Raw genomic sequence first — 20255 nt, 5'->3', positions numbered from 1 at the left:
GGGGCCGCTCGCGTAGTCTGCGAACGCGCCCCGGCACGGTCCGGGCCGGAAGGGGGACATCCAGACCATGGCGACGACGCCGTCACGCCGGCAGGCCCTCGCGGCGGCCGCCGTCCTGCTCTGCACGACCGCCGGAACGGCCGCCTGCGCCTCCCCCGGCGGGGGGAGCGGCGCCTCCCCGTCCTCCGCCGGGAGGACCGTGCCGTCCGGCGCCACCGCACCGCAGCCGACCGCGACCGGTTCCCTCCCGCCCGGCGCGGGCGCGCCCGGGATCGGCGACCCCGACTTCCCCACCGACGGCAACGGCGGCTACGACGTCGCCCGCTACCACCTCGCGCTCGGCTACGACCCCGCCACCCGGCACCTGTCCGGCACCGCCGCGATCCACGCGAAGGCCACGCAGGAGCTGACCCGCTTCAACCTGGACCTGTCCGGCTTCACCGTCGGCCGGGTCACCGTGGACGGCCGCGCCGCCAGGTTCGAGCGGTCCGGGACCGAGCTCACCGTGATCCCCGACCGGCCCCTGGCCGACCGGTCCGACTTCACCGTCGAGGTCGCCTACGCCGGGGAGCCCAAGCCCGTCACCGGCTCGTCCAACCTCGGCACCTACGGCTTCATCCCCACCCGGGACGGGGCCTTCGTCACCTGCGAGCCCAACGGCGCCAAGACCTGGTTCCCCGGCAACGACCACCCGGCGGACAAGGCGCTCTTCGCGTTCGAGATCACCGTCCCGGAGGGGATCACCGCGCTGGCCAACGGCGAGCTCACCGGCGAGCCGGTGACCCGCGGCGGGAAGACGACCTACTCCTGGCGGGAGGACCACCCGATGGTGACCTACCTGGCCACCATGACGCTGGGGAGGTTCACCCTGCGCGAGGGCAGGACCGCCTCGGGCATCAGGAACCTGGCCGCCGTGGACCCGCGCTTCCGCGGCTCGCTGGACAAGCTCCACACCCTGTCCGGAAAGATCACCGACCACTGGGCCACGGTCTTCGGCCCCTACCCGTTCTCCTCGACCGGCGGTGTGGTGGACGACTTCTCCGCCGGTTACGCCCTGGAGAACCAGACCAAGCCGATGTACGGCGGCTTCTCCCCGGGCGAGGGCATCATCGCCCACGAGCTGGCCCACCAGTGGTTCGGCAACAGCCTCAGCATCAAGCGCTGGAAGGACCTCTGGCTCAACGAGGGCTTCGCCACCTACGCCGAGTGGCTCTGGGAGGAGCACCAGGGCGACGCCACCGCCGAGCAGACCTTCCGGCTGCACTACGCGGCGCCCGCCGGGGACCCCATCTGGGCGTACGCCCCGGGCCGCGCCCGGGCCGACGACCTGTTCAACGACTCGGTCTACACCCGGGGCGGCATGACCCTGCACGCCCTCCGGCGGAAGATCGGCGACGCCGACTTCTTCGAGCTGCTGAAGACCTGGAACCGCGAGCACCGGTACGGATACGTCACCACGGAGGAGTTCACCGCGCTGGCCGAGAAGGTCTCCGGTGAGGAGCTCGACGCGCTCTTCGACGCCTGGCTGTTCCAGGAGCGCAAGCCCGCCGCCTGACGCCCCGGCCCGCACGGCGCCCCGGCCGGCCGTACGGCGGGCGCCCCGTACGGCCGTACGGCGGGCAGGCCGTACGGCGGGCGGGTCAGGTGGAGACGATCCGGTAGCCCTGCCTCCTGAGGGAGTCCAGCACCTCCTCGGCGTGGTCGGGTCCCCGGGTCTCCAGCTGGAGCTGGACCTCGACCTCGCCCAGGTTGACGCCGACCCGCTCGTGCGCGATGTCCAGCACGTTGGCGCGCAGCGCCGCCACCTCGGCCATCAGCGCCGCCAGCGTGCCCGGCCGGTCGGGCAGCGACAGGCGCAGCGTCAGGTAGCGGCCCGCCGCGGCCAGGCCGTGCCGGAGCACCTTCACCAGCAGCAGCGGGTCGATGTTCCCGCCGGAGAGCACGGCCGTCACGGGGGGCTCGAAGACCTCCGGATACGCCATGATCGCGGCGACCCCGGCCACCCCGGCGGGCTCGACCACCTGCTTGGCGCGCTCCAGGCAGAGCACCAGGGCCCGGGAGATCTGCTGCTCGGTGACCGTGACGACGCTGTCGACCAGGTAGTGGATCAGCTCGAAGGGCAGGTCGCCCGGCCGTCCCACCGCGATGCCGTCGGCCATCGTGGTGGCGGGCCGCACGGTGACGGGGTGCCCCGCGGCGAGCGAGGCGGGGTAGGCGGCGGCCCGCTCGGCCTGCACGCCGACGACCCGCACCCCCGGCCGGAGCGACTTGGCCGCCAGCGCGACCCCGGCGGCGAGCCCGCCGCCGCCGATGGAGACCGCGATGGTGCCGGTCTCCGGGAGCTGCTCCAGGATCTCCAGTCCGATGGTGCCCTGCCCGGCGACGACGTCGGGATGGTCGAAGGGGTGGATGAACACCGCGCCGGTCCGCTCGGCGTGCTCCCGCGCGCCGGTCAGCGCGGTGTCCACGCCGTGTCCGGCGAAGACCACCTCGGCGCCGTAGGAGCGGGTCGCGGCCACCTTGGGCAGCGGCGCCCCCTCCGGCATGTAGACCGTCGCCTCCGCCCCCAGGAGTCCCGCACCGAGCGCCACCCCCTGCGCGTGGTTGCCCGCGCTGGCCGCCACCACGCCCCGCCGCAGCTCCCCGGGGCCCAGCCGGGCGATCCTGACGTAGGCGCCGCGCACCTTGAACGAGCCCGAGCGCTGGAGGTTCTCGCACTTGAGGTGGACGGGTGCGCCGAGCAGGTCGGACAGCACGCGCGAGTGCACCACCGGGGTCCGCAGCGCGACGTCGGCCAGGAGCTCCCGGGCGGCGAGCACGTCCTCGAAGGTCACCTGCGGCACCGGCACGGCGGTCGTCCTCTCGTCGCGTGTCCCGCCGTCTCGTCGTCGCGTGCCCCGCCGTCCGCGCGGGAGGCCGGGGAAGCCGGGGAGGCCGGGGAGGCCGGGCGGGACCGCGCCGCGGGCCGTATCCGCTCAGTCACGGGGCGACCAGTAGCGGTCGGCGGCCAGGACGAGCGCGGCGGCGCCGACGAGGCCGGCGTCCTGGCCCAGGGCGGCCGGGACGACGCGCACCCGCCGGGCGAAGTCCAGCCGGACGTGCGCGCGGAGGGTCTCCTCCAGCGGGTCGAACAGCAGCCGCCCGGCCTGGGACAGGCCCCCGCCGACGGTGACGACGTCGAGGTCGCACAAGTGGGCGGCGGAGGCCACGGCCAGGCCCACCGCCCGCCCGGCCCGGTCCATGGCGGCCAGGGCGATCGGGTCCCCCGCGGCGGCGTCGAGCGCGAGCCGCCGCCCGCTGGCCGCCGTGGCCTCCACATAGGCCGGTACGGCGACGCCCGCCGTACCGGACCCCGCGGCCTCCACACAGGCCGGGTCGGCGACGCCCGCCGTACCGGACCCCGCGGCCCCGCCCGGGGTCCAGCCCTGCGCCAGGGCCCAGGCGGCCAGGCCCGGGCCGCGGGCGACGGCCTCCAGGCAGCCGCGCCCGCCGCACGCGCAGGCGGGTCCGTCCGGGTCGACCACGACGTGCCCGATGTGTCCGGCGTTGCCGCTGCCGCCGTCGATCAGCCGGTCGCCGAGGATCAGCCCGCCGCCCACGCCCGTGGACACGACCATGCCGAGCATGTTGGCGCTGCCCCGGCCGGCGCCCCGCCAGTGCTCGGCGGCGGCCACGCAGACGGCGTCGTTGTGGATGCGGACCGGGACGCCGGCGAAGCGGGCGGCCAGCCGGTCGCGGAGCGGGAAGGCCCGCCAGCCGGGCATGTTGAGCGGGGAGACGGCTCCCTCGGGCCAGGTCATCGGGCCGCCGCAGCCGATCCCCACCCCGTCGACCGGGGTGTCGCCCACGACGGCGGTGATCAGCGCGTCGAGCGCCGTCCACAGGGTCTCGGCGTCGCCGCCCGGCGGGGTCGCGACCCGCTCCGCCGCCCGGACGCCCCCGTCGGAGCCGACCAGCGCGGCGGCGAACTTCGTCCCGCCGATGTCGACGGCAAGCACTGATCCCGGCATTCAGCGATCATACGGCTGACCGGCGGACGAGCGGGACGAGAAGACCAGGAGGCTCGCGGTGAACCCGTGCACGTGGTTCTGGCCCCCGACCGGGCCGATCTCCCCCGCCGAGAAGAACCCGGCCACTCCGACGGGTCCCAGGATGTCGTTGACCGCCGTCGTGTCGTGGTCGGCGCTGCCGAACATGGCCGAGCCCCGGCCGTTGCAGGCGAACAGGAGCGCGCCCTCCACCCTGCCGAACTCCTCGCGGTGCGCGTCGAGCAGCTCGTAGAGGTCCTCGTCGGCGGTCGCCGCGTCCCGCACCTGGAAGCGGACGGTGCGGCCGATGTCGACGACGTCCCCGATGGCCACGGCCTCGCGGTCGGGGTCGATGCCGAGCACGCCCCGGATCAGGAAGTCGCCGCGCTCGTGCCGCTCGGCGTACTCGTCGATGGCGATGCCGATCTGCAGCCCGGCGGCGACCAGGTCGCGGTCGTCCTCGTCCAGCGCGCTGACGATCTCCTCCAGCCGCGCCAGGGCGGGCTGCCCGGCGAGTTCGAGCAGGAGGTTGTCCTCCACCCCGGTGACGGCCATGGACGGGCCGATCGGGCGGCAGCCCTGGCTGACCACGGTGCTGACGTTGACCGCGCCGCCGATCAGCACCCCGACGGCGCCCTCGGTGTAGACCTTGCCGTCGGCGAACAGCCGCACCGCGCCCCGGCCCTGCAGCGAGTTGGCCAGGCCGCCGATCAGCGGGAGACCGCCGAGGACCTCCCCGGAGCGCTCGACGAAGCCGTCCGTCGGGAAGCTGTAGGGGTCGGCGAACATGATCGCCACCTGGTCGTCCGGGGCGCACTCGGGCAGGCCGACCACGACGAACTGGTCCTCCGTGCGGAGGCTGTCCAGGGCGAAGGTCGTCAGTCTGGCCCCGTCGAGGACGGCGGCCCAGACGCTCACCGCCGGAGTGATCTCCACCCCCTGCCCGTCACCGATCACCCCGGTGGAACTGCAGCCGACCACCGAGGCTCCCTGGACCATGTCCATCGCGCGCAGCCCCGCGCGGGAGACGTCGTCGGGGTCGTCACCGCAGACGAAGAAACAGACCAGGTCCGGCGACGTGTCCAGTCCGCGCAGGGCCTGGTTCACCGCGGATTCCGCCGCCGCGACCAGGTCGGAGCCCACGGCGAGACCATCGGCGAAGCGGCTCGTCAACAGCGCCACTCGTCTCGCCTCCCTCTCGTGTGCGAAGCCTTCCCGCCCGGAGTCCTCTCCGGACCGCCCCGGCTTCCCTTGAGCGATTCTCCCCACTGGGACGGCGGGCACGCGCGTCCGCCTCCACGCAATGCGGGAGACTCGCAATCAGGATGAGACTGCCGGTTTCGGCTCAGGCCACGTAGGCTCGATCCCGTGCCTCACATCCCAGAGCCACGGACTCTGCGCGAGCTTCGCGCGAGCGGCCATATCCACCGCACGGTGAAGGCGGAGATCCGGGAGAACCTCCTGGCCCGGCTCCGGTCCGGCGAGACGCGCTTCCCCGGCATCGTGGGCTTCGACGACACGGTCCTGCCCCACCTGGAGCGGGCCCTGCTCGCCGGTCACGACCTGGTCCTGCTCGGTGAGCGCGGCCAGGGCAAGACCCGGCTCATCCGCACCGTCACCGGGCTGCTCGACGAGTGGACCCCGGTCGTCGACGGGTGCGAGATCAACGACCACCCCTACGCGCCCTCCTGCGTCCGCTGCCGCCGCCTGGCCGGGTCCGAGGGCGAGGAGCTCGCGGTCTCCTGGCGGCACCGCGACGAGCGCTACGGCGAGAAGCTCGCCACCCCCGACACCTCCGTCGGCGACCTCATCGGCGACGTCGACCCGATCAAGATCGCCGAGGGGCGCACGCTCGGCGATCCGGAGACCGTGCACTACGGCCTGGTGCCGCGGAGCAACCGGGGCGTCTTCTCCGTCAACGAGCTGCCCGACCTGGCCGAGCGGATCCAGGTGTCGCTGCTCAACGTGCTGGAGGAGCGCGACGTCCAGGTACGGGGCTACAACCTCCGCCTGCCCCTGGACATCCTGCTGATCGCCAGCGCCAACCCCGAGGACTACACCAACCGCGGCCGGATCATCACCCCGCTGAAGGACCGCTTCGGCGCGGAGATCCGCACCCACTACCCGGCCTCCGTCGAGGACGAGCTCGTGCTCATCCGGCAGGAGGCGGCGCTCGACCACGTGGGGGCCGACCTGCCCGACCACCTGGTCGAGGTGATCGCCCGCTTCACCCGGCTGGTCCGCGAGTCCACCGCGGTGGACTCGCGCTCCGGGGTCTCGGCCCGCTTCTCCATCGCCGCCGCCGAGACCGCCGCCGCCTCCGCGCTGCGGCGGGCCGCGCTGACCGGTGAGGAGCGCGCGGTGGCCCGGGTCGCCGACCTGCCGGGCATCGTGCACACCCTCCGGGGCAAGGTGGAGTTCGAGGTCAGCGAGGAGGGGCGGGAGACCGAGGTCCTCGCGCACCTGCTCCGCCGGGCCGTCGCCGAGACGTTCCGCGGCACGCTCGGCGGCGCCGACCTGTCGGCGCTGCTGGAGCGCTTCTCCGAGGGGGTCCAGGTCGAGTCCGGCCCCCTGGTGCCCGCCGCCGAGCTGCTGCAGCGGATCGGCCCGGTGAACGGCCTGGCCAGGATCATGTCCCGGCTCGGCATCGGCGACGAGTCCCCCGGCCACGCCGCGGCCGCCCTGGAGTTCGCGCTGGAGGGCCTCTACCTCCTGCGCCGATTGTCCAAGGACGAGGTGGACGGCACCACGGTCTACCGCACCTAGCGGTGCCCGTGCCGCACTCCAGGACGACCGAGGAGACCGCCATGCCCGACCGTTCCGTGCCCTCCGCCCCGCCCGCACCGCGCCGCCGGAGAGGGGGCGGGCGATGAGCTACCGCTACGGCGAGTACCGGGACGGGCCCGACCCGCTCGCCGCGCCGTACGACGTGCGCGCCGCGCTCGACCAGATGGGCGACGCCGTCCTGTCCGGCTCCAACCCCGGCCACGCCCTGCGCGACCTGCTCAGGCGGGGCCTGCCCGGCGCGGAGGACCGGCGCGGCCTGGACGACCTGCTTCGGGAGGTGCGCCGCCGCCGCCGCGAGCTGCGCGAGCGCGGGCGGCTGGACGGGACGCTGGAGCGGGCCAGGGCGCTGCTGGACAAGGCGATCGGCCAGGAGCGGGCGGAGCTCATGGGGGGCTCCGGGGGGTCTCCCCCGGGTGGGCGCGGTCCGGATCCGTCCGACGACGAGACGCGGCTGCGTCTGTCGGTGCTGGACGGTGTGCCGGACGACCCGGCGGGCGCCATCCAGTCGCTGAGCGCCTACGACTGGCGCTCCGCCGCGGCCCGGGAGACCTTCGCGGAGCTGCGCGACCTGCTCCGCAGGGAGGTGCTCGACAGCCAGTTCCGGGGCATGCGGCAGGCACTGGCCGGCTCCGACCCGGCCGCGCTGGAACGGGTCCGCCGGATGATGACCGCGCTGAACGACATGCTCGACCGGGACGCGCGGGGCGAGCACACCCAGCGCGATTTCGATGACTTCATGTCGGAATACGGGGACATGTTCCCGGAGAGGCCGCGAAACCTGGAGGAGCTGGTCGACGTCCTCGCCCGCCGGGCCGCCGCGACCCAGCGCCTGCTGGCCTCGCTCACCCCGGCCCAGCGGGAGGAGCTCGCGGGCCTGATCAACCAGGCCCTGGAGCAGGCCGGGCTCGCCGACCAGATGCACCGCCTGGGCGAGTCCCTCCGGTCCCGCCGTCCCGACCTGGCCTGGAACACCCCGGAGCGGCTCGGCGGCGACGAGCCGCTGGGCATGGCCGACGCGGTGACCGCGCTGGACGAGCTCGCCGACCTGACCCAGTTGGAGGCCGTCCTCCGCCAGGACTACCCGGGCGCCCGGCTGGACGACGTCGACGAGGCCGCGATCCGGCGCGCGCTCGGCCGCTCGGCGGTCGACGACCTGCGGGCGCTCCGGCGGATCGAGCGCGAGCTGGAGCAGCAGGGCTACCTGCAGCGTCGGCGCGGCAAGCTGGAACTCACCCCCAAGGCCGTCCGCCGCCTCGGCGAGACCGCCCTGCGCCGGGTCTTCGCCTCCCTGGAGTCGGGCCGCCGCGGCGACCACGACCAGGTCGACGCGGGCGCGGCCGGGGAGCTCACCGGCTCCACCCGCCCCTGGCGGTTCGGCGACGAGCAGCCCATCGACGTGGTCCGCACGGTCGTCAACGCCGTACGGCGCGGCCCCGGTCCCGCCGGAGGCCGCGGGGAGAGCCACCGGGAAGACCGCCGCGGCGCCGTGACCCTGTCGGTGGACGACTTCGAGGTGGCCGAGACCGAACGGCGCACCGCGGCGGCCGTCTGCCTGCTGGTGGACCTGTCCTACTCCATGGCCCTGCGCGGCACCTGGGCGGCGGCCAAGCAGACCGCGATGGCCCTGCAGGCGCTGGTCAGCTCCACGTTCCCGCAGGACTCGGTGCAGATCGTCGGCTTCTCCAACTACGCCCGGGTCCTCCAGCCCGACGAGCTGGCCGGGCTGGAGTGGGACATGGTCCAGGGCACCAACCTGCACCACGCCCTGCTGATCGCGGGCCGCCACCTGGACCGCCACCCCGACTTCGAACCGGTCGTGCTCGTGGTCACCGACGGCGAGCCCACCTCGCACCTGCGCCGCAACGGCAGCTACGCCTTCGAGTGGCCGCCCACCCGCGAGACGCTGGAGCTGACGCTCGCCGAGGTCGACAAGATGACCCGGCGCCGGGCGACGCTCAACGTGTTCATGCTGGCCGAGGACGAACGGCTGAAGGAGTTCGTCGACGAGGTCGCCCGCCGCAACGGCGGCCGGGTCTTCTCCGCCGGCGCCGACCGCCTGGGCGAGTACGTCGTCAGCGACTTCCTGCGCACCCGCCGTAAGCGCTGACCCGCGGACCGCTCCGGCACCGGACCGCCCGCTGCATGAGCACCGTCGAAGGGTAGTCCGGCATGCCGAGCTCGTCGAGGACACGCTGGGGGATGTCTCCGGCCTTGGCGAACCCCTGCCGGACGTAGTACTCCTCCAGACCGGGGTTGCCTCGCCAGATGTCGATGCGCATCCACTTCATCCCCCGGCGGCTCCCCCGTTCGGCCGCCCAGTCCAGGATCCGCGCGCCGAGCGCTCTCCCGTGGAACTCACGCCGGACGATCAGCCGGTGGACGTAGACGGCGGGCTCGTCGTCCACGGTTCTGCGCCAGAAACCGGCCCCGTCCTCATCGCAGAGAGTGACGGTGGCGCAGGGATGCCCCCGCACGGCGTGGAACATCCACGTCCGCCCCTTGCGGATCGCCTCCAGGATGCGCCGCTCCTGCGCCTCTGAGGTCGGCCACGCTTTCTCCCACTGGTTGACCTGTTTCCGCAGGGCTAGCCACTCGGAGGCCTCCGCCCGCATGGAGAGGATGGACTCCACGTCATCCTCGACCGCCTGACGCATCTGCGGGATGCACAACCTGACTCCAGCCTCGGCGCGGCGCGCTCCGGCGTGTCCTGCCGCCCTCCGGATGTCCGGGGGACGGCAGGCACTCTGTCAGGCCGTCACCAGGCCCTCGGCGTAGTGCGCCAGAAGCGCGTCGAATCCGTCGTGATGGTCACGGAACGAACGGTAGATCGGACGGTCGACCGTGCCTCCGTTTCTCCCGGCCCGCAGCGGCGCGAGCGACCTCGCCACCTTCGTGGGCTCAGGCAGGACTCCACCGCCCAGGTAAAGGGTCTCCGTCAAAACGGTACGTTCTCCCTTCTCGCCTGAGAAGAAACGACCGCGCCTCCAACCGGACTCCTCGTCCCAGACGAGCGCCGTACCGTCGGTCAGGCGGATCGTGGCGTCCCGCGGGTCGCACGGGTCGTCCCACCAGGTCGCGACCAGGTCGCCGAGGGTTTCGGCGACCTGCCGGACGTAGGCGACGGGAAGGTCGAGCCATTCCTCGCTGTAGGGAGTCATGGCGGTTCTCCTTTCTCTGGAATGATCAGGGGGAAGCATGGGAACGAGGCGGACCGCGCAGCATCCTCGCCGCTGCGATCAGCCGTCCTCTCTGTCGCGACTGCCCCGACCGGTCTCCCCCCGCGCGGAGACGTCACCGACCTCATAGGCGAACTGGGTGCTGTCGCCGGCGTAGACGGTGATCGTGAGCCGGATCGGACGCTCCTCCGAATAGGCGACCCGGAAGAGCTCCAGGACGGGGACGCCGGGCGGACTCCCCAGGAAGCCCGACTCGTCCCGGGTCGGCATCCGGCAGTTGATCTCATCGCGGAAGCCCACCTGGGCGTGCCCGTTCTCCTTGAGCACCCGGATCGTTCCCCGCGGAATGTCGTCCGGGGACATGAGCTCCGTCCCCTCCGCGATCTCCACCGGATAGAACGACTCCTGCCGCGACCAGGGCTCCCCGTCGACGAGCCTGTCCATCCGGCGGACCACGACCCGGTCGCCCTCCTCGATCCCCAGACGGGCGGCGACCTCCGCGGTGGCCCGTCGGAACTCCACCCGGAAGTTCTCCTGGGTCGGCTTGACGCCCTCACGCTCCAGCGTGGACTTGAACGCGTCCTTGGGACCCGGTGGCACACCGCTGGGATCGAGCGGGTGCAGCACGGTGACCGTCCGGCGCTGCCGGACGAAGGTCCCCCGGCCCGCCCGTGATTCGATCAGGCCCTCGTTCGCCAGCGCCGTGACGGCCAGTCGCACCGTGTTGCGGGAGACGCCGAACTCCTCGCCGAGCTCCGCCTCCGAAGGGATCTGATCGCCCGGCCGCAGGTCACCGGCGTCGATCCGGGCGCGGAGGCGTTCCGCGAGCTGCCGATAGAGAGGTTCAGGCATCCTGTCCCTCCTCCCGGTCGAATCCCCGCCGATAGATGCCTCTCACCATATGGACCGGTTAGTCCCGATCTACTCGTTGGTACAAGTAAGACGAGAAGTACGGCAGGCGCAAGAAGGACAAGGCCAATGTAGTCCGGTTCCGAGTCTCCTGTCATTCACCCAGGATCAAAAACTCCACAGAGACAGGAGAGGAGCCGGCATGTGGAATCTGGTCGTCGTCATCGCCCTGATCCTTACAGGGATCATGAGCGGCACCTTCGCGGTGGTCATCATCGGTATCCGCACCGAGGACAGCAAGGGTTCCGCCACCGGTCGCGCACCCGGCCGCGTGACCGCCGGGGTCCGGCGGATCCTGGGCCTGCACGTCGACCACACCTGCTGCCGGTATGTCAGCAATCCCGAGTACGCCTGCCCCAAATGCCACCGCGCGTTCCACCAGCCCCAGGCACGCCACTGAAGGAGGTGAACCCATGAACGAGACCATCCTCGCCGTCCTCGTCCTGCTCGCCGCCGGGTGCGAGCTGACCGTCACTCTCCGGTCAGGAGCCGACCGGAACAGCCTCCAGCAAGGTCCAGGGCAGGAGAACCGGGCCGAGGAGGAATCAGCGGAGGAGTGACGACGCCGGCCTCCAGCGTGGCCCGCCTTCAGACGGAGCCGGAAGATCCCGGCTCGCCGGATCAGGAGAGGTCGTCGATCTCATAGGCGAGCTGGGTGCTGGAGCCCTCGTACACGGTCACCGTCAGCCGGACGGGTCTCTCGGCGGACCACGCGGTTCAGTCGCCATGCCGGTTTCTCCCACCCGTCGGAGATGGCTTGCAGATGATATCTCCGCCGCTTCCTCGCTTACCCCTCAACCGGGTAATGATCCTGGGCTACCCATTGGCATGAGCCGGACGGGAACGTCAGGAGGAACAGGCCCTCGAACCAGGAACCGGATCACGAGCCGCTGAGGGCCGCGTAGTGGTCCAGGGCGACGTCGAAGCCGTCGCGGTAGTGGCGGTAGGAGCGGTAGCACGGACGCCAGGCCGTACTGTTGCCCACGCCTGCGCGGGCTTCGGCGACCGCGCCGGGGACCCGGTCGGGGCGGAGCAGCAGGCCGCCGCCGAGGTAGCGGTGGCCGGTCAGGACGGTGCAGCGGTCCGGGCCGCCGGAGACGAACCGGCCCCAGCGCCAGCCGCTCTCCTCGTCCCACACCAGCGCGTCCCCGCCGGTCAGCCGGATCGTCCCGGCCCGGGGGTCGCACGGTCCCTCCCACCACGCCTCGGCCTGCGCGCCCAGCGCCTCGGCGACCAGTCGCAGGTAGGAGACGGGCTGGTGCCGCCATTCGTCGGTGTACGGCTCGACATGTCTTACAGCCACGACGGGCACTCCCTTGTGCCTTGTGCACGATCTCGATCTCGACGGCCCGCCCGGCACGGTCCGGGCTCCGCCGCCGGCGGCCCCTCTGCACGGGAACGGGCTCCGGGGTGATCCTACTCACTCGGCCGGGGTGCTCAGGGCGGGAACGGGCGATTCGCCCTCATCACGGACCCGGCCCCGGCACGGACCCGGCCCCGACCTCGCCCCGGCACGGACCCCGCCCCGACCTCGCCCCGGCACGGACCCGGCCCCGACCTCGCCCCAGCACGGACCCGCCCCCGGCACGGACCCGGCCCCGGCCGCCCGGCGGGGAGGAGTACGGCGCGCCCGGACCGCGGATGCCGCCCGAGCCGTACCCCGGCGAGATCGCCGACGGCTAAGGTCGGTCCATGACAGATCTGCTGCTCTGGCTGCACATCGGTTTCGCGATCTTCACTCTGGGGCCGGTCGTCGCCGTGACCATGTCCACGCCCCGGTTCATCCGCGCCCGCAACGTCGACGTCCTGCGCTACCTGCACAAGACGACGCGCATCTACGCCATCGCCTCCGCCGGGGTCTTCCTGTTCGGCGTACTGGTCGGCCTGGACTACCTCGGCAGGCCGTACCTGTCGGTCTCCATGACGCTCTTCATCGTCGCCGCCGTGCTCCTGGCCGTCGTCGAGCGGGACCAGCGCGCCGCCCTGCGGGCCCTGACCAGTGAGGACCCTCAGGACGACGCCAAGGTGCAGACCGGCCGGATCGCCACCCTCTCCGGGCTGATCACCGGGATCTGGATGGTCATCCTCGTGCTGATGGTCTGGGGCAACCCCTGATCCCGGTCTGGGGCCGGCCCTGACCCGCGCGGCCGGTACGGCTAGCCGAGCGCCTGAGTGAGGTCGGCGAGCAGGTCGTCGACCGTCTCGATGCCGACCGAGAGGCGGACCAGGTCGCCGGGGACCTCCAGCGGCGAGCCCGCGGCGGAGGCGTGGGTCATCCGGCCCGGGTGCTCGATCAGCGACTCCACGCCGCCCAGCGACTCGCCCAGGGTGAACAGCCGGGCCCGGTTGCAGACCTCGACCGCCTCCGCCTCGCCGCCGGCGACCCGGAAGGAGATCATGCCGCCGAAGCGCCGCATCTGCTTGGCCGCCACCTCGTGGCCGGGGTGCTCGGGCAGGCCCGGATAGAGCACCGAGGTCACCCTCGGGTGGGCGAGCAGGAGGTCGACCACCCGCTCGGCGTTGTCGCAGTGGCGGTCCATCCGCACCGCGAGCGTCTTGAGCCCCCGCAGCGTCAGCCACGCGTCGAACGGACCGGCCACCGCGCCCATCGCGTTCTGGTGGTAGGCCAGCCGCTCGCCGAGCTCGGCGTCCCGGGCGACGAGCGCCCCGCCGACCACGTCGGAGTGACCGCCGACGTACTTGGTGGTGGAGTGCACCACGACGTCCGCGCCCAGCGCCAGCGGCTGCTGCAGGTACGGCGAGGCGAAGGTGTTGTCCACCACCAGCAGCGCGCCGCAGTCGTGCGCCAGCTGCGCCAGGGCGGCGATGTCGGCGATGCCGAGCAGCGGGTTGGTGGGCGTCTCCACCCAGATGACCCGGGTCTTCTGGGTGATGGCGGCGGCCACCGCGGCCAGGTCGCCCAGCGGCACCGGGTCGTAGTGCAGCCCCCAGTTCTCGTGGACCTTCGCGAACAGGCGGTAGGTGCCGCCGTAGGCGTCGTTCGGGATGATCACGTGGTCGCCCGGCCTGCAGACCGTGCGCAGCACGGTGTCCTCGGCCGCCAGGCCGGAGGCGAAGGCAAGGCCGCGGACGCCGCCCTCGACGGCGGCGATCGCCTCCTCCAGGGCGGTCCTGGTCGGGTTGGCCGACCGGCTGTACTCGTATCCGGAGCGCAGTCCTCCCACGCCGTCCTGCTTGTAGGTGGACACCGCGTAGATGGGCGGCACGACGGCCCCGGTCTGGGGGTCGGCCTCCTGACCGGCGTGGATGGCCAGGGTCTCGAATCCTTCACTCATACGGGTCACGCTACTCCGCTTCGCGTCCCGCAGGACGCGGCCCGGCCCGCGTCCGTGCGGGGCCGGTCCGCCGGGACACGGACCGATCCCGCACGAGTCCGCCCGCCCGAACGCGGACCGGCCCGCGTTCCGCCTCCCTGGAGTTCCAGAGGCGGGACGCGGGCCGGCGGTCTCCGGGCGACGGTCCCCCAACCGCCGTGCTCCCGGAGCGTCCGGTGGTCTGCTACGCGGCCTGCGGCTCGCCGTCACCCGGGCGCCGCGGCCTGAACGGCACCACCTCGGCGCCCTCGTCACCGACCCCGGCGGCGCCCCCGGCGATGGCGGTGACCCCGGCGATGGCGGTGACCGGCGGTGCCTGGATGTGCCGGCCGCTCGCCCCCACGGCGGGCTCCCCGTTGATGCGCGAGAGCAGGACCGGGTCGGCGAGCGCCAGGCACAACGCGACGACGAGTCCGACTGCCAGCAACACGATCCCGATGACGATCATTTCCCTCTCCCCTTCGACGCTTCAAGCATCCGCCGGGGACCGGGGGTCCCGCCTCCGCTGAAGGGCCGGTCCCGCGGGAGGGCCTTCGGCCGAACGGCCGATATGTCACCTCGACCATCCGGATTAGGCTCATCGGCCGTGGGGGAATCGCATCGCGTTGTCTACTGGATCCGACGGCTCAGCGAGATCGTCCTGCTCTGCTGGCTCGGGCTGCTGCTCCTGCTGGACCTCGCGATAGCGCTGGGGGGAGAGAACCCGGAGCATCTGCTCTCCTTCGGCTGCGGCGCCTACGGGATCTACGCGGTGTGGCGCCGCCACCGCAGCCGCGTCCTGCCGTACGCGATCCTGCTGGGGCTGTCGTTCGCCGCCACCGTCGCCGCCGCGGCGATCCAGCCCGGCGACGCCGGCCCCGGTCTCGCCGAGACCGGGGCGCTGCTCGTCCTCACCGTCGGCGGGCTGCGCTGGATCGAGCCGGTCAAGAACGCTGCGATCTTCGCCGTGGTGGCGATGCTCATGCTGGAGTCCTCGGCCGGCCGGGTCGGCCAGTCCGAGCCCTCCCTCGTCCTGGGCTTCCTGCTCTTCTTCACCTGGTCCATGGCCGCCGGCGTCGGCGCCTACCTCCGCTTCCAACTGGAGCGCCGCCGCGAAGCCGTGCACTCGGTACGGCGCGCCGAACGGCTGGAGCTCGCCCGCGAACTGCACGATCTGGTCGCCCACCACATCACCGGGATCGTGGTCCAGGCGCAGGCGGCCAAGGTCGTCGCCGAGGCGAAGCCGGAGGCGGTGGCCCCCGCGCTCGACGCGATCGCGAACGCCGGAGCCGACGCGCTGACCTCGATGCGCCGTCTGGTCGGCGTCCTGCGGGCGGACGAGGCCGCCCGCACCCCCGGCACGCGCCTGGCGGACATGCGCGTGCTCGCGGAGCGGTTCTCGGCCCACGGTGGTCCCAGGGTCGCCTTCGAGGTCGGCCAGGACATCACCGACGACACCCTGCCGCCGGAGGTGCTGACCACCCTCCACCGCGTGCTGCAGGAGTCCCTCACCAACGTCCGCCGCCACGCTCCCGGCGCCGGCTGGGTGGAGGCCGACCTGCGGCTGGTGAACCGGTGCGTACGGCTGCGCGTGCGCAACTACGCCTCGGCCTCCGACATCAGGGTCTCCCGCCTCGGCGGCGGCTTCGGCCTGGTCGGCATGGCCGAGCGCGTCGAGGCGCTCGGCGGCCGTCTCTACGCGGGTCCCACCCCCGAGGGCGCCTGGGAGGTGTTCGCCGAATTCCCTGTTTGATCGCGACGCTGCGCGCCGCGGGTCGATCGCGACGCTGCGCGCCGCGGCTCGGGGGCCGGTGACCGGTGTCTTCCCTCGTCGCGTGCTCGCTTCGCTGCGCGCGCTCCTCAGTCCAGACACCGGAGCCCCCTCGCGGGTCGATCGCGACGCTGCGCGCCGCGGGTCGGGGGCGGCGGCTAGTGGGTGACCAGGAAGGCCAGCAGGTCCTGGCGGGTGAGCAGGCCGACGGGCTTGCCGTCGTCGAGGACCACGGCGGCGTCGGCCTTCTCCAGGGCCTCGACCGCGTGCGCGACGGGCTCGCCGGCGCCGATCATGGGGAGCGGCGGCGACATGTGCCCGGCCAGCGGCTCGTCCGGGCGGAGCCGTCCCCGGTAGAGGGCGTCGAGCAGGTCGCGCTCCACGATCGAGCCGACCACCTCCGCCGCCATGACCGGCGGCTCCTCCTTCATCACCGGGAGCTGCGAGACGCCGTACTCCCGCATGATGGCGATCGCGGTGTCCACCGACTCGTGCGGGTGCGTGTGCACGAACTCCGGCAGACCGGTGCCCTTGCGGACCAGCACGTCCCGCACCAGTCCCTCCTCGGAGGAGGTGGTCAGGAAGCCGTAGTCGGCCATCCACTCGTCATTGAAGATCTTGGACAGGTAGCCGCGGCCGCCGTCGGGCAGCAGCACCACGACCACGTCGTCCGGCCCGGCCTGCTGCGCCACGCGCAGCGCCGCGACCGTGGCCATGCCGCAGGAGCCGCCCACCAGCAGGGCCTCCTCGCGGGCCAGCCGGCGGGTCATGCCGAAGGAGTCCTTGTCGGAGACCGCGATGATCTCGTCGCAGATCCCGGTGTCGTAGGTGGCCGGCCAGATGTCCTCGCCGACGCCCTCCACGAGGTACGGCCGGCCGGTGCCGCCGGAGTAGACCGAACCTTCGGGGTCGGCTCCGATGATCTTCACCCGGCCGCCGGAGACCTCCTTGAGGTAGCGGCCGGTGCCGCTGATCGTGCCGCCCGTGCCGACACCCGCCACGAAGTGGGTGATCCGCCCCTCGGTCTGCTCCCAGATCTCCGGACCGGTGGTGTGGTAGTGGCTCTCGGGGTTCTGCGGGTTGGAGTACTGGTCGGGCTTCCAGGCGTTGGGGACCTCCCTGGCCAGCCGGTCGGAGACGGAGTAGTAGGAGTCGGGGTGGTCGGGCGAGACGGCGGTCGGGCAGACGACGACCTCGGCCCCGTAGGCCCGGAGCACGGCGATCTTGTCCTGGGCGACCTTGTCCGGCACCACGAACAGGCACCTGTACCCGCGCTGCTGCGCCACGATGGCCAGGCCGACGCCGGTGTTGCCCGAGGTGGGCTCCACGATCGTGCCTCCCGGACGCAGCGCGCCCGACTTCTCCGCGGCGTCGATCATGCGCACCGCGATGCGGTCCTTCACCGAGCCGCCGGGGTTGAAGTACTCGACCTTGGCGAGCACCTGGGCCGGCAGGCCCGCGGTCACCTTGTGCAGCCTGACGAGCGGGGTGTCGCCCATCAGCTCCACCAGCGAGTCATGTACGCGCATCGCGTTGATCACCTCGAAATACCGAAGCTTTGTCAGCTTGTTCTGTCGGATGCCAAGATCCCAGGGGGTGACCGGGACCCGGTCGGTTTCCCCTCAAACGCTACCGTCGCACCGCGACGCACCGTGTCGCCACGGGTACGACGAAGTCAACCGGTCATCTGGGGAGCACGACAGCGGAGGAGGACGCGGACACGTGGCCTGGACACCCGGCGCGGCTCGGGCCGCGCGGCGCATCGCGGCGGCGGCGGCCGTGGGAGGGGGCGGACTGACCCTGCTCGGCGCGGCCACCTACGGGATCCTGTTCGCCGAGGGCGTGCTGGCCCGGCGGATCGTCGGGCGCCCCCACGGCATGGAGGGGCCGCCCTCGGACGGGCTCTACGGCGAGTTCGGCGGCGAGCCGATCCGGATGGCCATGCTCGGCGACTCCACCTCGGTCGGCCTGGGCATGACCGACCCCGCCGACACCCCCGGCGTGCTCATCGCGTGCGGCGTGGCCGCCGTCGCCGAGCGGCCGGTACGGCTCACCGTGGCCGGCGTGTCGGGGGCGGCCTCCGCCGATCTCGACGAGCAGGTGGACCGGGCGCTGGAGGCGCGCCCGGAGGTCGCGGTCGTCTTCATCGGGGCCAACGACGTCACCACGCAGACCTTCCCGGCGCAGGCCGTACGGCATCTGCAGAAGGCGGTGCGGCGGCTGCGCGAGGCCGGAGCCGAGGTGGTCGTGGGCACCTGCCCGGACCTGGGCACGGTCCGGCCGCTCCCGCAGCCGCTGCGCTGGGTGACCAGGCGCTGGAGCCGGCAGCTCGCCGCCGCGCAGACCGTCGCGGTCATCGAGGCGGGCGGGCGGACGGTGGCCTTCGCCGACCTCCTGGGTGAGGAATTCGCGGCAAACCCCCACGAAATGTTCGGACCCGACCGTTACCATCCATCTCGCCGAGGCTACACGCAAGTCGCTTACGCGGTGCTACCTTCTGTTTGCACTGCGTTGGAGCTGTGGCCCGAACCGCAGCCCGTGCGCGGTCAGTCGATTTACCTTGCTGCGGCTAAGGCCGCGGAGGAGCCCGGCGCCGAGGTGTCCGCGACCCGGGTCGCCGGTCGAGCCACGGGTCCCCACGGACGATGGGTGACGCTGCTCCGCCGGAGGCCTGAGCCGCTGCCTCACGACGCCTGAGCCCGGTCACCCTCCGCGGCGATGTCGTGACGCCTCGCCTCTTTGGAGTGGATTGCCTGTGATCCGGCCTCACGCGAAACCAGCCATGGTGCTCGCCGGAGCCCTGACCCTGGCCGGCTGCTCCGGCAGTGAAGCGGCCACCCCCGACTACCCCCGCTGGCACACCGCCGAGGTGAACGCGGTCAGCCGCACCGCCATCGCCGGTGACGTCGCCGCGACGACGTCGCTCCGACCCGACGGCACGCTGGAGACCGTCGCCCTCGACCTCGGCTCCGGCAAGCGGCTGTGGTCCGCTCCCGCGACCATGGCGGGCCGGCTGCCCGGGATGGGGATCCCCGCTCCGGCGATCATCGAGACGGGCCGCGACCAGACCGTCGTCGTCACCGTCGACCCGTCCGTGAAACGGCGGCGGACCGCCGCGCTCGTCGGCCGCGACGCGAAGACCGGGAACACGCGGTGGACCCGGCCGCTCCACTCCACCTTCGGGCCGCAGAAGTGCGGGATGTTCGTGTGCCTGTCGGAGAACACCGCCCTGTCCACGGCGCGGGTCGTCGTGCTCGATCCGGCCACCGGGAGGCCGCGGTGGAGGCTCCCCGGCATCGCGGAGGTGCAGTGGTCCAACGCCTCGCGCGCGGTCTTCCTGCGACTGGCCCGCAACCCCCTGCTGGAGGCCTACGACCTGCGGACCGGGAAGGTCGTCTGGCAGCAGCCCGTCGAGCAGGCCCTCGGCTCCGGCGTCAACATGTCGGGCGGGTGGTCGTTCGGCTCGACGGCCGAGAACCTCATCGGCTACGTCGCCCCCTACACCGACCCCAGGACGAAGAAGGTCTCCGCCTTCGGGCTCTTCTCCGTGAAGCTCTCCGACGGCTCGGTCAACTGGATCCGCCCCTCGGTCGTGCGCGTCTACCCCAGCGGCAGCCCGGGGTTCGCCCCCGTCGTCCGCCCGGTCGACCAGCAGGGCCAGTACGGCGGGTTCGCCCGGCTCGACCCCGAGAGCGGCCGGGTCCTCGGTCAGATCCCGGCGACCGACGTCCCGGGGTCGGGCTGGTGGCTGGCCTTCCCCGCGCGGATGGACCGGATCGGCTTCCTCAAGCACGGCAAGCGCGGGACCGCCTTCGACCTCGCCACCGGCAGGCCGGCCGAGGTCGAGGAGGAACGCGGCTGGTCCTTCTGCGTCACCGACCCCCAGCCCCTCGCGCTGAAGGGCCAGGCCCCCGGGTTCTACTCCGTGGCCTCGCTGTGCGAGTTCGACCTGGCCACCGGGAAGCGGGTGACCGGCGCCGGCGCCCCGCCCGGCTGGTTCACCGGCAGCCAGAACGGCTGGCGCATCTGGCGCGACGAGAAGGGCGGCCTGCACGGCGTCCAGGACGCCACCGCCACCGCTCCGGGGATGTACGGCTAGCGTTCCGGCGCCCCGCCGACGGCTCCCCCGTCCGCGACTGTGCCCGGGTCCCGCCGAACAGCGGGACCCTTTGGCATTCCGTAACAAAGTTCTGTTTCTTCCCGCCCCGGGTCGTGGCTTCCGGGCTACCGCACGGTAACCTCCGCAGAGAAGCGATCGACGAAGGACCCG

At 72.7% G+C, this 20255-nt stretch carries 19 protein-coding genes; 9 read left to right on the top strand and 10 right to left on the bottom strand.

The features are described 5' to 3' along the window. The first annotated feature begins 67 nt into the window (after positions 1-67). Positions 68-1555 carry a M1 family metallopeptidase gene (locus HS045_RS12495; protein ID WP_196451460.1) on the top strand — a complete coding sequence of 496 codons (1488 nt, stop codon included), beginning with the start codon at positions 68-70 and terminating at the stop codon, positions 1553-1555. 85 nt (positions 1556-1640) lie between these two features. On the opposite strand, the gene ilvA is transcribed toward HS045_RS12495, so the two are convergent. The 3 genes from ilvA to HS045_RS12480 form a co-directional block, all read right to left on the bottom strand. Beyond that, positions 1641-2849 (bottom strand): threonine ammonia-lyase, encoded by a 1209-nt coding sequence (gene ilvA, locus HS045_RS12490; protein WP_307827492.1) that lies wholly within the window; start codon positions 2847-2849, stop codon positions 1641-1643. A 126-nt stretch (positions 2850-2975) separates the two neighbouring features. Continuing rightward, a complete protein-coding gene (locus HS045_RS12485) occupies positions 2976-4010 on the bottom strand; it encodes an ROK family protein (protein ID WP_196451459.1) in 1035 nt (344 codons plus the stop codon). Further along, positions 4011-5210, bottom strand: coding sequence for an FIST N-terminal domain-containing protein (locus tag HS045_RS12480; protein ID WP_307827491.1), 1200 nt, complete (start codon positions 5208-5210; stop codon positions 4011-4013). It abuts the gene before it with no gap. Positions 5211-5396: 186 nt separating this feature from the next. Between HS045_RS12480 and HS045_RS12475 the strand changes: the two genes are divergently transcribed. After that, on the top strand, positions 5397-6794 hold the full coding sequence (locus tag HS045_RS12475; RefSeq protein ID WP_196451458.1) for a sigma 54-interacting transcriptional regulator: 1398 nt from the start codon (positions 5397-5399) through the stop codon (positions 6792-6794). Positions 6795-6897: 103 nt separating this feature from the next. After that, positions 6898-8922 (top strand): hypothetical protein, encoded by a 2025-nt coding sequence (locus tag HS045_RS12470; RefSeq protein ID WP_196451457.1) that lies wholly within the window; start codon positions 6898-6900, stop codon positions 8920-8922. Here the strand turns inward: HS045_RS12470 and HS045_RS12465 are convergent. From HS045_RS12465 to HS045_RS12455, 3 genes are all read right to left on the bottom strand, one after another. Then, on the bottom strand, positions 8888-9445 hold the full coding sequence (locus HS045_RS12465) for an N-acetyltransferase (RefSeq protein WP_196451456.1): 558 nt from the start codon (positions 9443-9445) through the stop codon (positions 8888-8890). The genes HS045_RS12470 and HS045_RS12465 overlap by 35 nt on opposite strands. 117 nt (positions 9446-9562) lie before the next feature. After that, on the bottom strand, positions 9563-9973 hold the full coding sequence (locus tag HS045_RS12460) for a DUF6292 family protein (RefSeq protein ID WP_196451455.1): 411 nt from the start codon (positions 9971-9973) through the stop codon (positions 9563-9565). A gap of 78 nt (positions 9974-10051) precedes the next feature. Next, positions 10052-10843, bottom strand: coding sequence for a GntR family transcriptional regulator (locus tag HS045_RS12455; protein ID WP_196451454.1), 792 nt, complete (start codon positions 10841-10843; stop codon positions 10052-10054). A gap of 199 nt (positions 10844-11042) precedes the next feature. Here HS045_RS12455 and HS045_RS12450 point away from each other — a divergent pair, with 199 nt between their 5' ends. Both HS045_RS12450 and HS045_RS12445 read left to right on the top strand, forming a co-directional pair. Beyond that, entirely contained in the window at positions 11043-11300 is a 258-nt protein-coding gene (locus HS045_RS12450) for a hypothetical protein (RefSeq protein ID WP_196451453.1), read from the top strand. A gap of 13 nt (positions 11301-11313) precedes the next feature. Beyond that, the gene (locus tag HS045_RS12445; RefSeq protein ID WP_196451452.1) at positions 11314-11460 is read left to right on the top strand and encodes a hypothetical protein; all 147 of its coding nucleotides are present in this window, start codon (positions 11314-11316) and stop codon (positions 11458-11460) included. A gap of 320 nt (positions 11461-11780) precedes the next feature. Here HS045_RS12445 and HS045_RS12440 read toward each other — a convergent pair whose 3' ends face one another. Then, positions 11781-12203: a DUF6292 family protein gene (locus HS045_RS12440; protein WP_196451451.1), complete on the bottom strand. Its 423-nt coding sequence runs from the start codon at positions 12201-12203 to the stop codon at positions 11781-11783. A 389-nt stretch (positions 12204-12592) separates the two neighbouring features. On the opposite strand from HS045_RS12440, the gene HS045_RS12435 reads away from it, so the two are divergent. Next, on the top strand, positions 12593-13015 hold the full coding sequence (locus HS045_RS12435; protein WP_196451450.1) for a DUF2269 family protein: 423 nt from the start codon (positions 12593-12595) through the stop codon (positions 13013-13015). Between the two features lie 41 nt (positions 13016-13056). On the opposite strand, the gene HS045_RS12430 is transcribed toward HS045_RS12435, so the two are convergent. Together HS045_RS12430 and HS045_RS12425 are read right to left on the bottom strand one after the other, a co-directional pair. Continuing rightward, positions 13057-14196: a cystathionine gamma-synthase gene (locus tag HS045_RS12430; RefSeq protein ID WP_196451449.1), complete on the bottom strand. Its 1140-nt coding sequence runs from the start codon at positions 14194-14196 to the stop codon at positions 13057-13059. A 223-nt stretch (positions 14197-14419) separates the two neighbouring features. After that, a complete protein-coding gene (locus HS045_RS12425) occupies positions 14420-14683 on the bottom strand; it encodes a hypothetical protein (protein ID WP_196451448.1) in 264 nt (87 codons plus the stop codon). 138 nt (positions 14684-14821) lie between these two features. Between HS045_RS12425 and HS045_RS12420 the strand changes: the two genes are divergently transcribed. Beyond that, positions 14822-15967 (top strand): sensor histidine kinase, encoded by a 1146-nt coding sequence (locus HS045_RS12420; protein WP_196451446.1) that lies wholly within the window; start codon positions 14822-14824, stop codon positions 15965-15967. Positions 15968-16143: 176 nt separating this feature from the next. On the opposite strand, the gene HS045_RS12415 is transcribed toward HS045_RS12420, so the two are convergent. Further along, a complete protein-coding gene (locus tag HS045_RS12415; protein WP_196451444.1) occupies positions 16144-17514 on the bottom strand; it encodes a cystathionine beta-synthase in 1371 nt (456 codons plus the stop codon). Positions 17515-17707: 193 nt separating this feature from the next. Between HS045_RS12415 and HS045_RS12410 the strand changes: the two genes are divergently transcribed. Together HS045_RS12410 and HS045_RS12405 are read left to right on the top strand one after the other, a co-directional pair. Beyond that, positions 17708-18682: an SGNH/GDSL hydrolase family protein gene (locus HS045_RS12410; protein WP_307827490.1), complete on the top strand. Its 975-nt coding sequence runs from the start codon at positions 17708-17710 to the stop codon at positions 18680-18682. Between the two features lie 58 nt (positions 18683-18740). Further along, positions 18741-20084, top strand: coding sequence for a PQQ-binding-like beta-propeller repeat protein (locus HS045_RS12405; protein ID WP_307827489.1), 1344 nt, complete (start codon positions 18741-18743; stop codon positions 20082-20084). Positions 20085-20255: the final 171 nt, after the last annotated feature.

The organism is Planomonospora sp. ID82291, from assembly GCF_015711645.1.
Lineage (GTDB): Bacteria > Actinomycetota > Actinomycetes > Streptosporangiales > Streptosporangiaceae > Planomonospora.
Note: the sequence above shows the minus strand (reverse complement) of the source record. Positions and strands in the feature narration are given on the sequence as shown.

Bases quoted from the DNA above. Each gene is read 5' to 3' on its own strand.
- HS045_RS12495 (WP_196451460.1), top strand. From the start codon at position 68: ATGGCGACGACGCCGTCACGCCGGCAGGCCCTCGCGGCGGCCGCCGTC.
- HS045_RS12485 (WP_196451459.1), bottom strand. From the start codon at position 4,010: ATGCCGGGATCAGTGCTTGCCGTCGACATCGGCGGGACGAAGTTCGCC.
- HS045_RS12470 (WP_196451457.1), top strand. From the start codon at position 6,898: ATGAGCTACCGCTACGGCGAGTACCGGGACGGGCCCGACCCGCTCGCC.
- HS045_RS12460 (WP_196451455.1), bottom strand. From the start codon at position 9,973: ATGACTCCCTACAGCGAGGAATGGCTCGACCTTCCCGTCGCCTACGTC.
- HS045_RS12455 (WP_196451454.1), bottom strand. From the start codon at position 10,843: ATGCCTGAACCTCTCTATCGGCAGCTCGCGGAACGCCTCCGCGCCCGG.
- HS045_RS12450 (WP_196451453.1), top strand. From the start codon at position 11,043: ATGTGGAATCTGGTCGTCGTCATCGCCCTGATCCTTACAGGGATCATG.
- HS045_RS12445 (WP_196451452.1), top strand. From the start codon at position 11,314: ATGAACGAGACCATCCTCGCCGTCCTCGTCCTGCTCGCCGCCGGGTGC.
- HS045_RS12435 (WP_196451450.1), top strand. From the start codon at position 12,593: ATGACAGATCTGCTGCTCTGGCTGCACATCGGTTTCGCGATCTTCACT.
- HS045_RS12430 (WP_196451449.1), bottom strand. From the start codon at position 14,196: ATGAGTGAAGGATTCGAGACCCTGGCCATCCACGCCGGTCAGGAGGCC.
- HS045_RS12425 (WP_196451448.1), bottom strand. From the start codon at position 14,683: ATGATCGTCATCGGGATCGTGTTGCTGGCAGTCGGACTCGTCGTCGCG.
- HS045_RS12415 (WP_196451444.1), bottom strand. From the start codon at position 17,514: ATGCGCGTACATGACTCGCTGGTGGAGCTGATGGGCGACACCCCGCTC.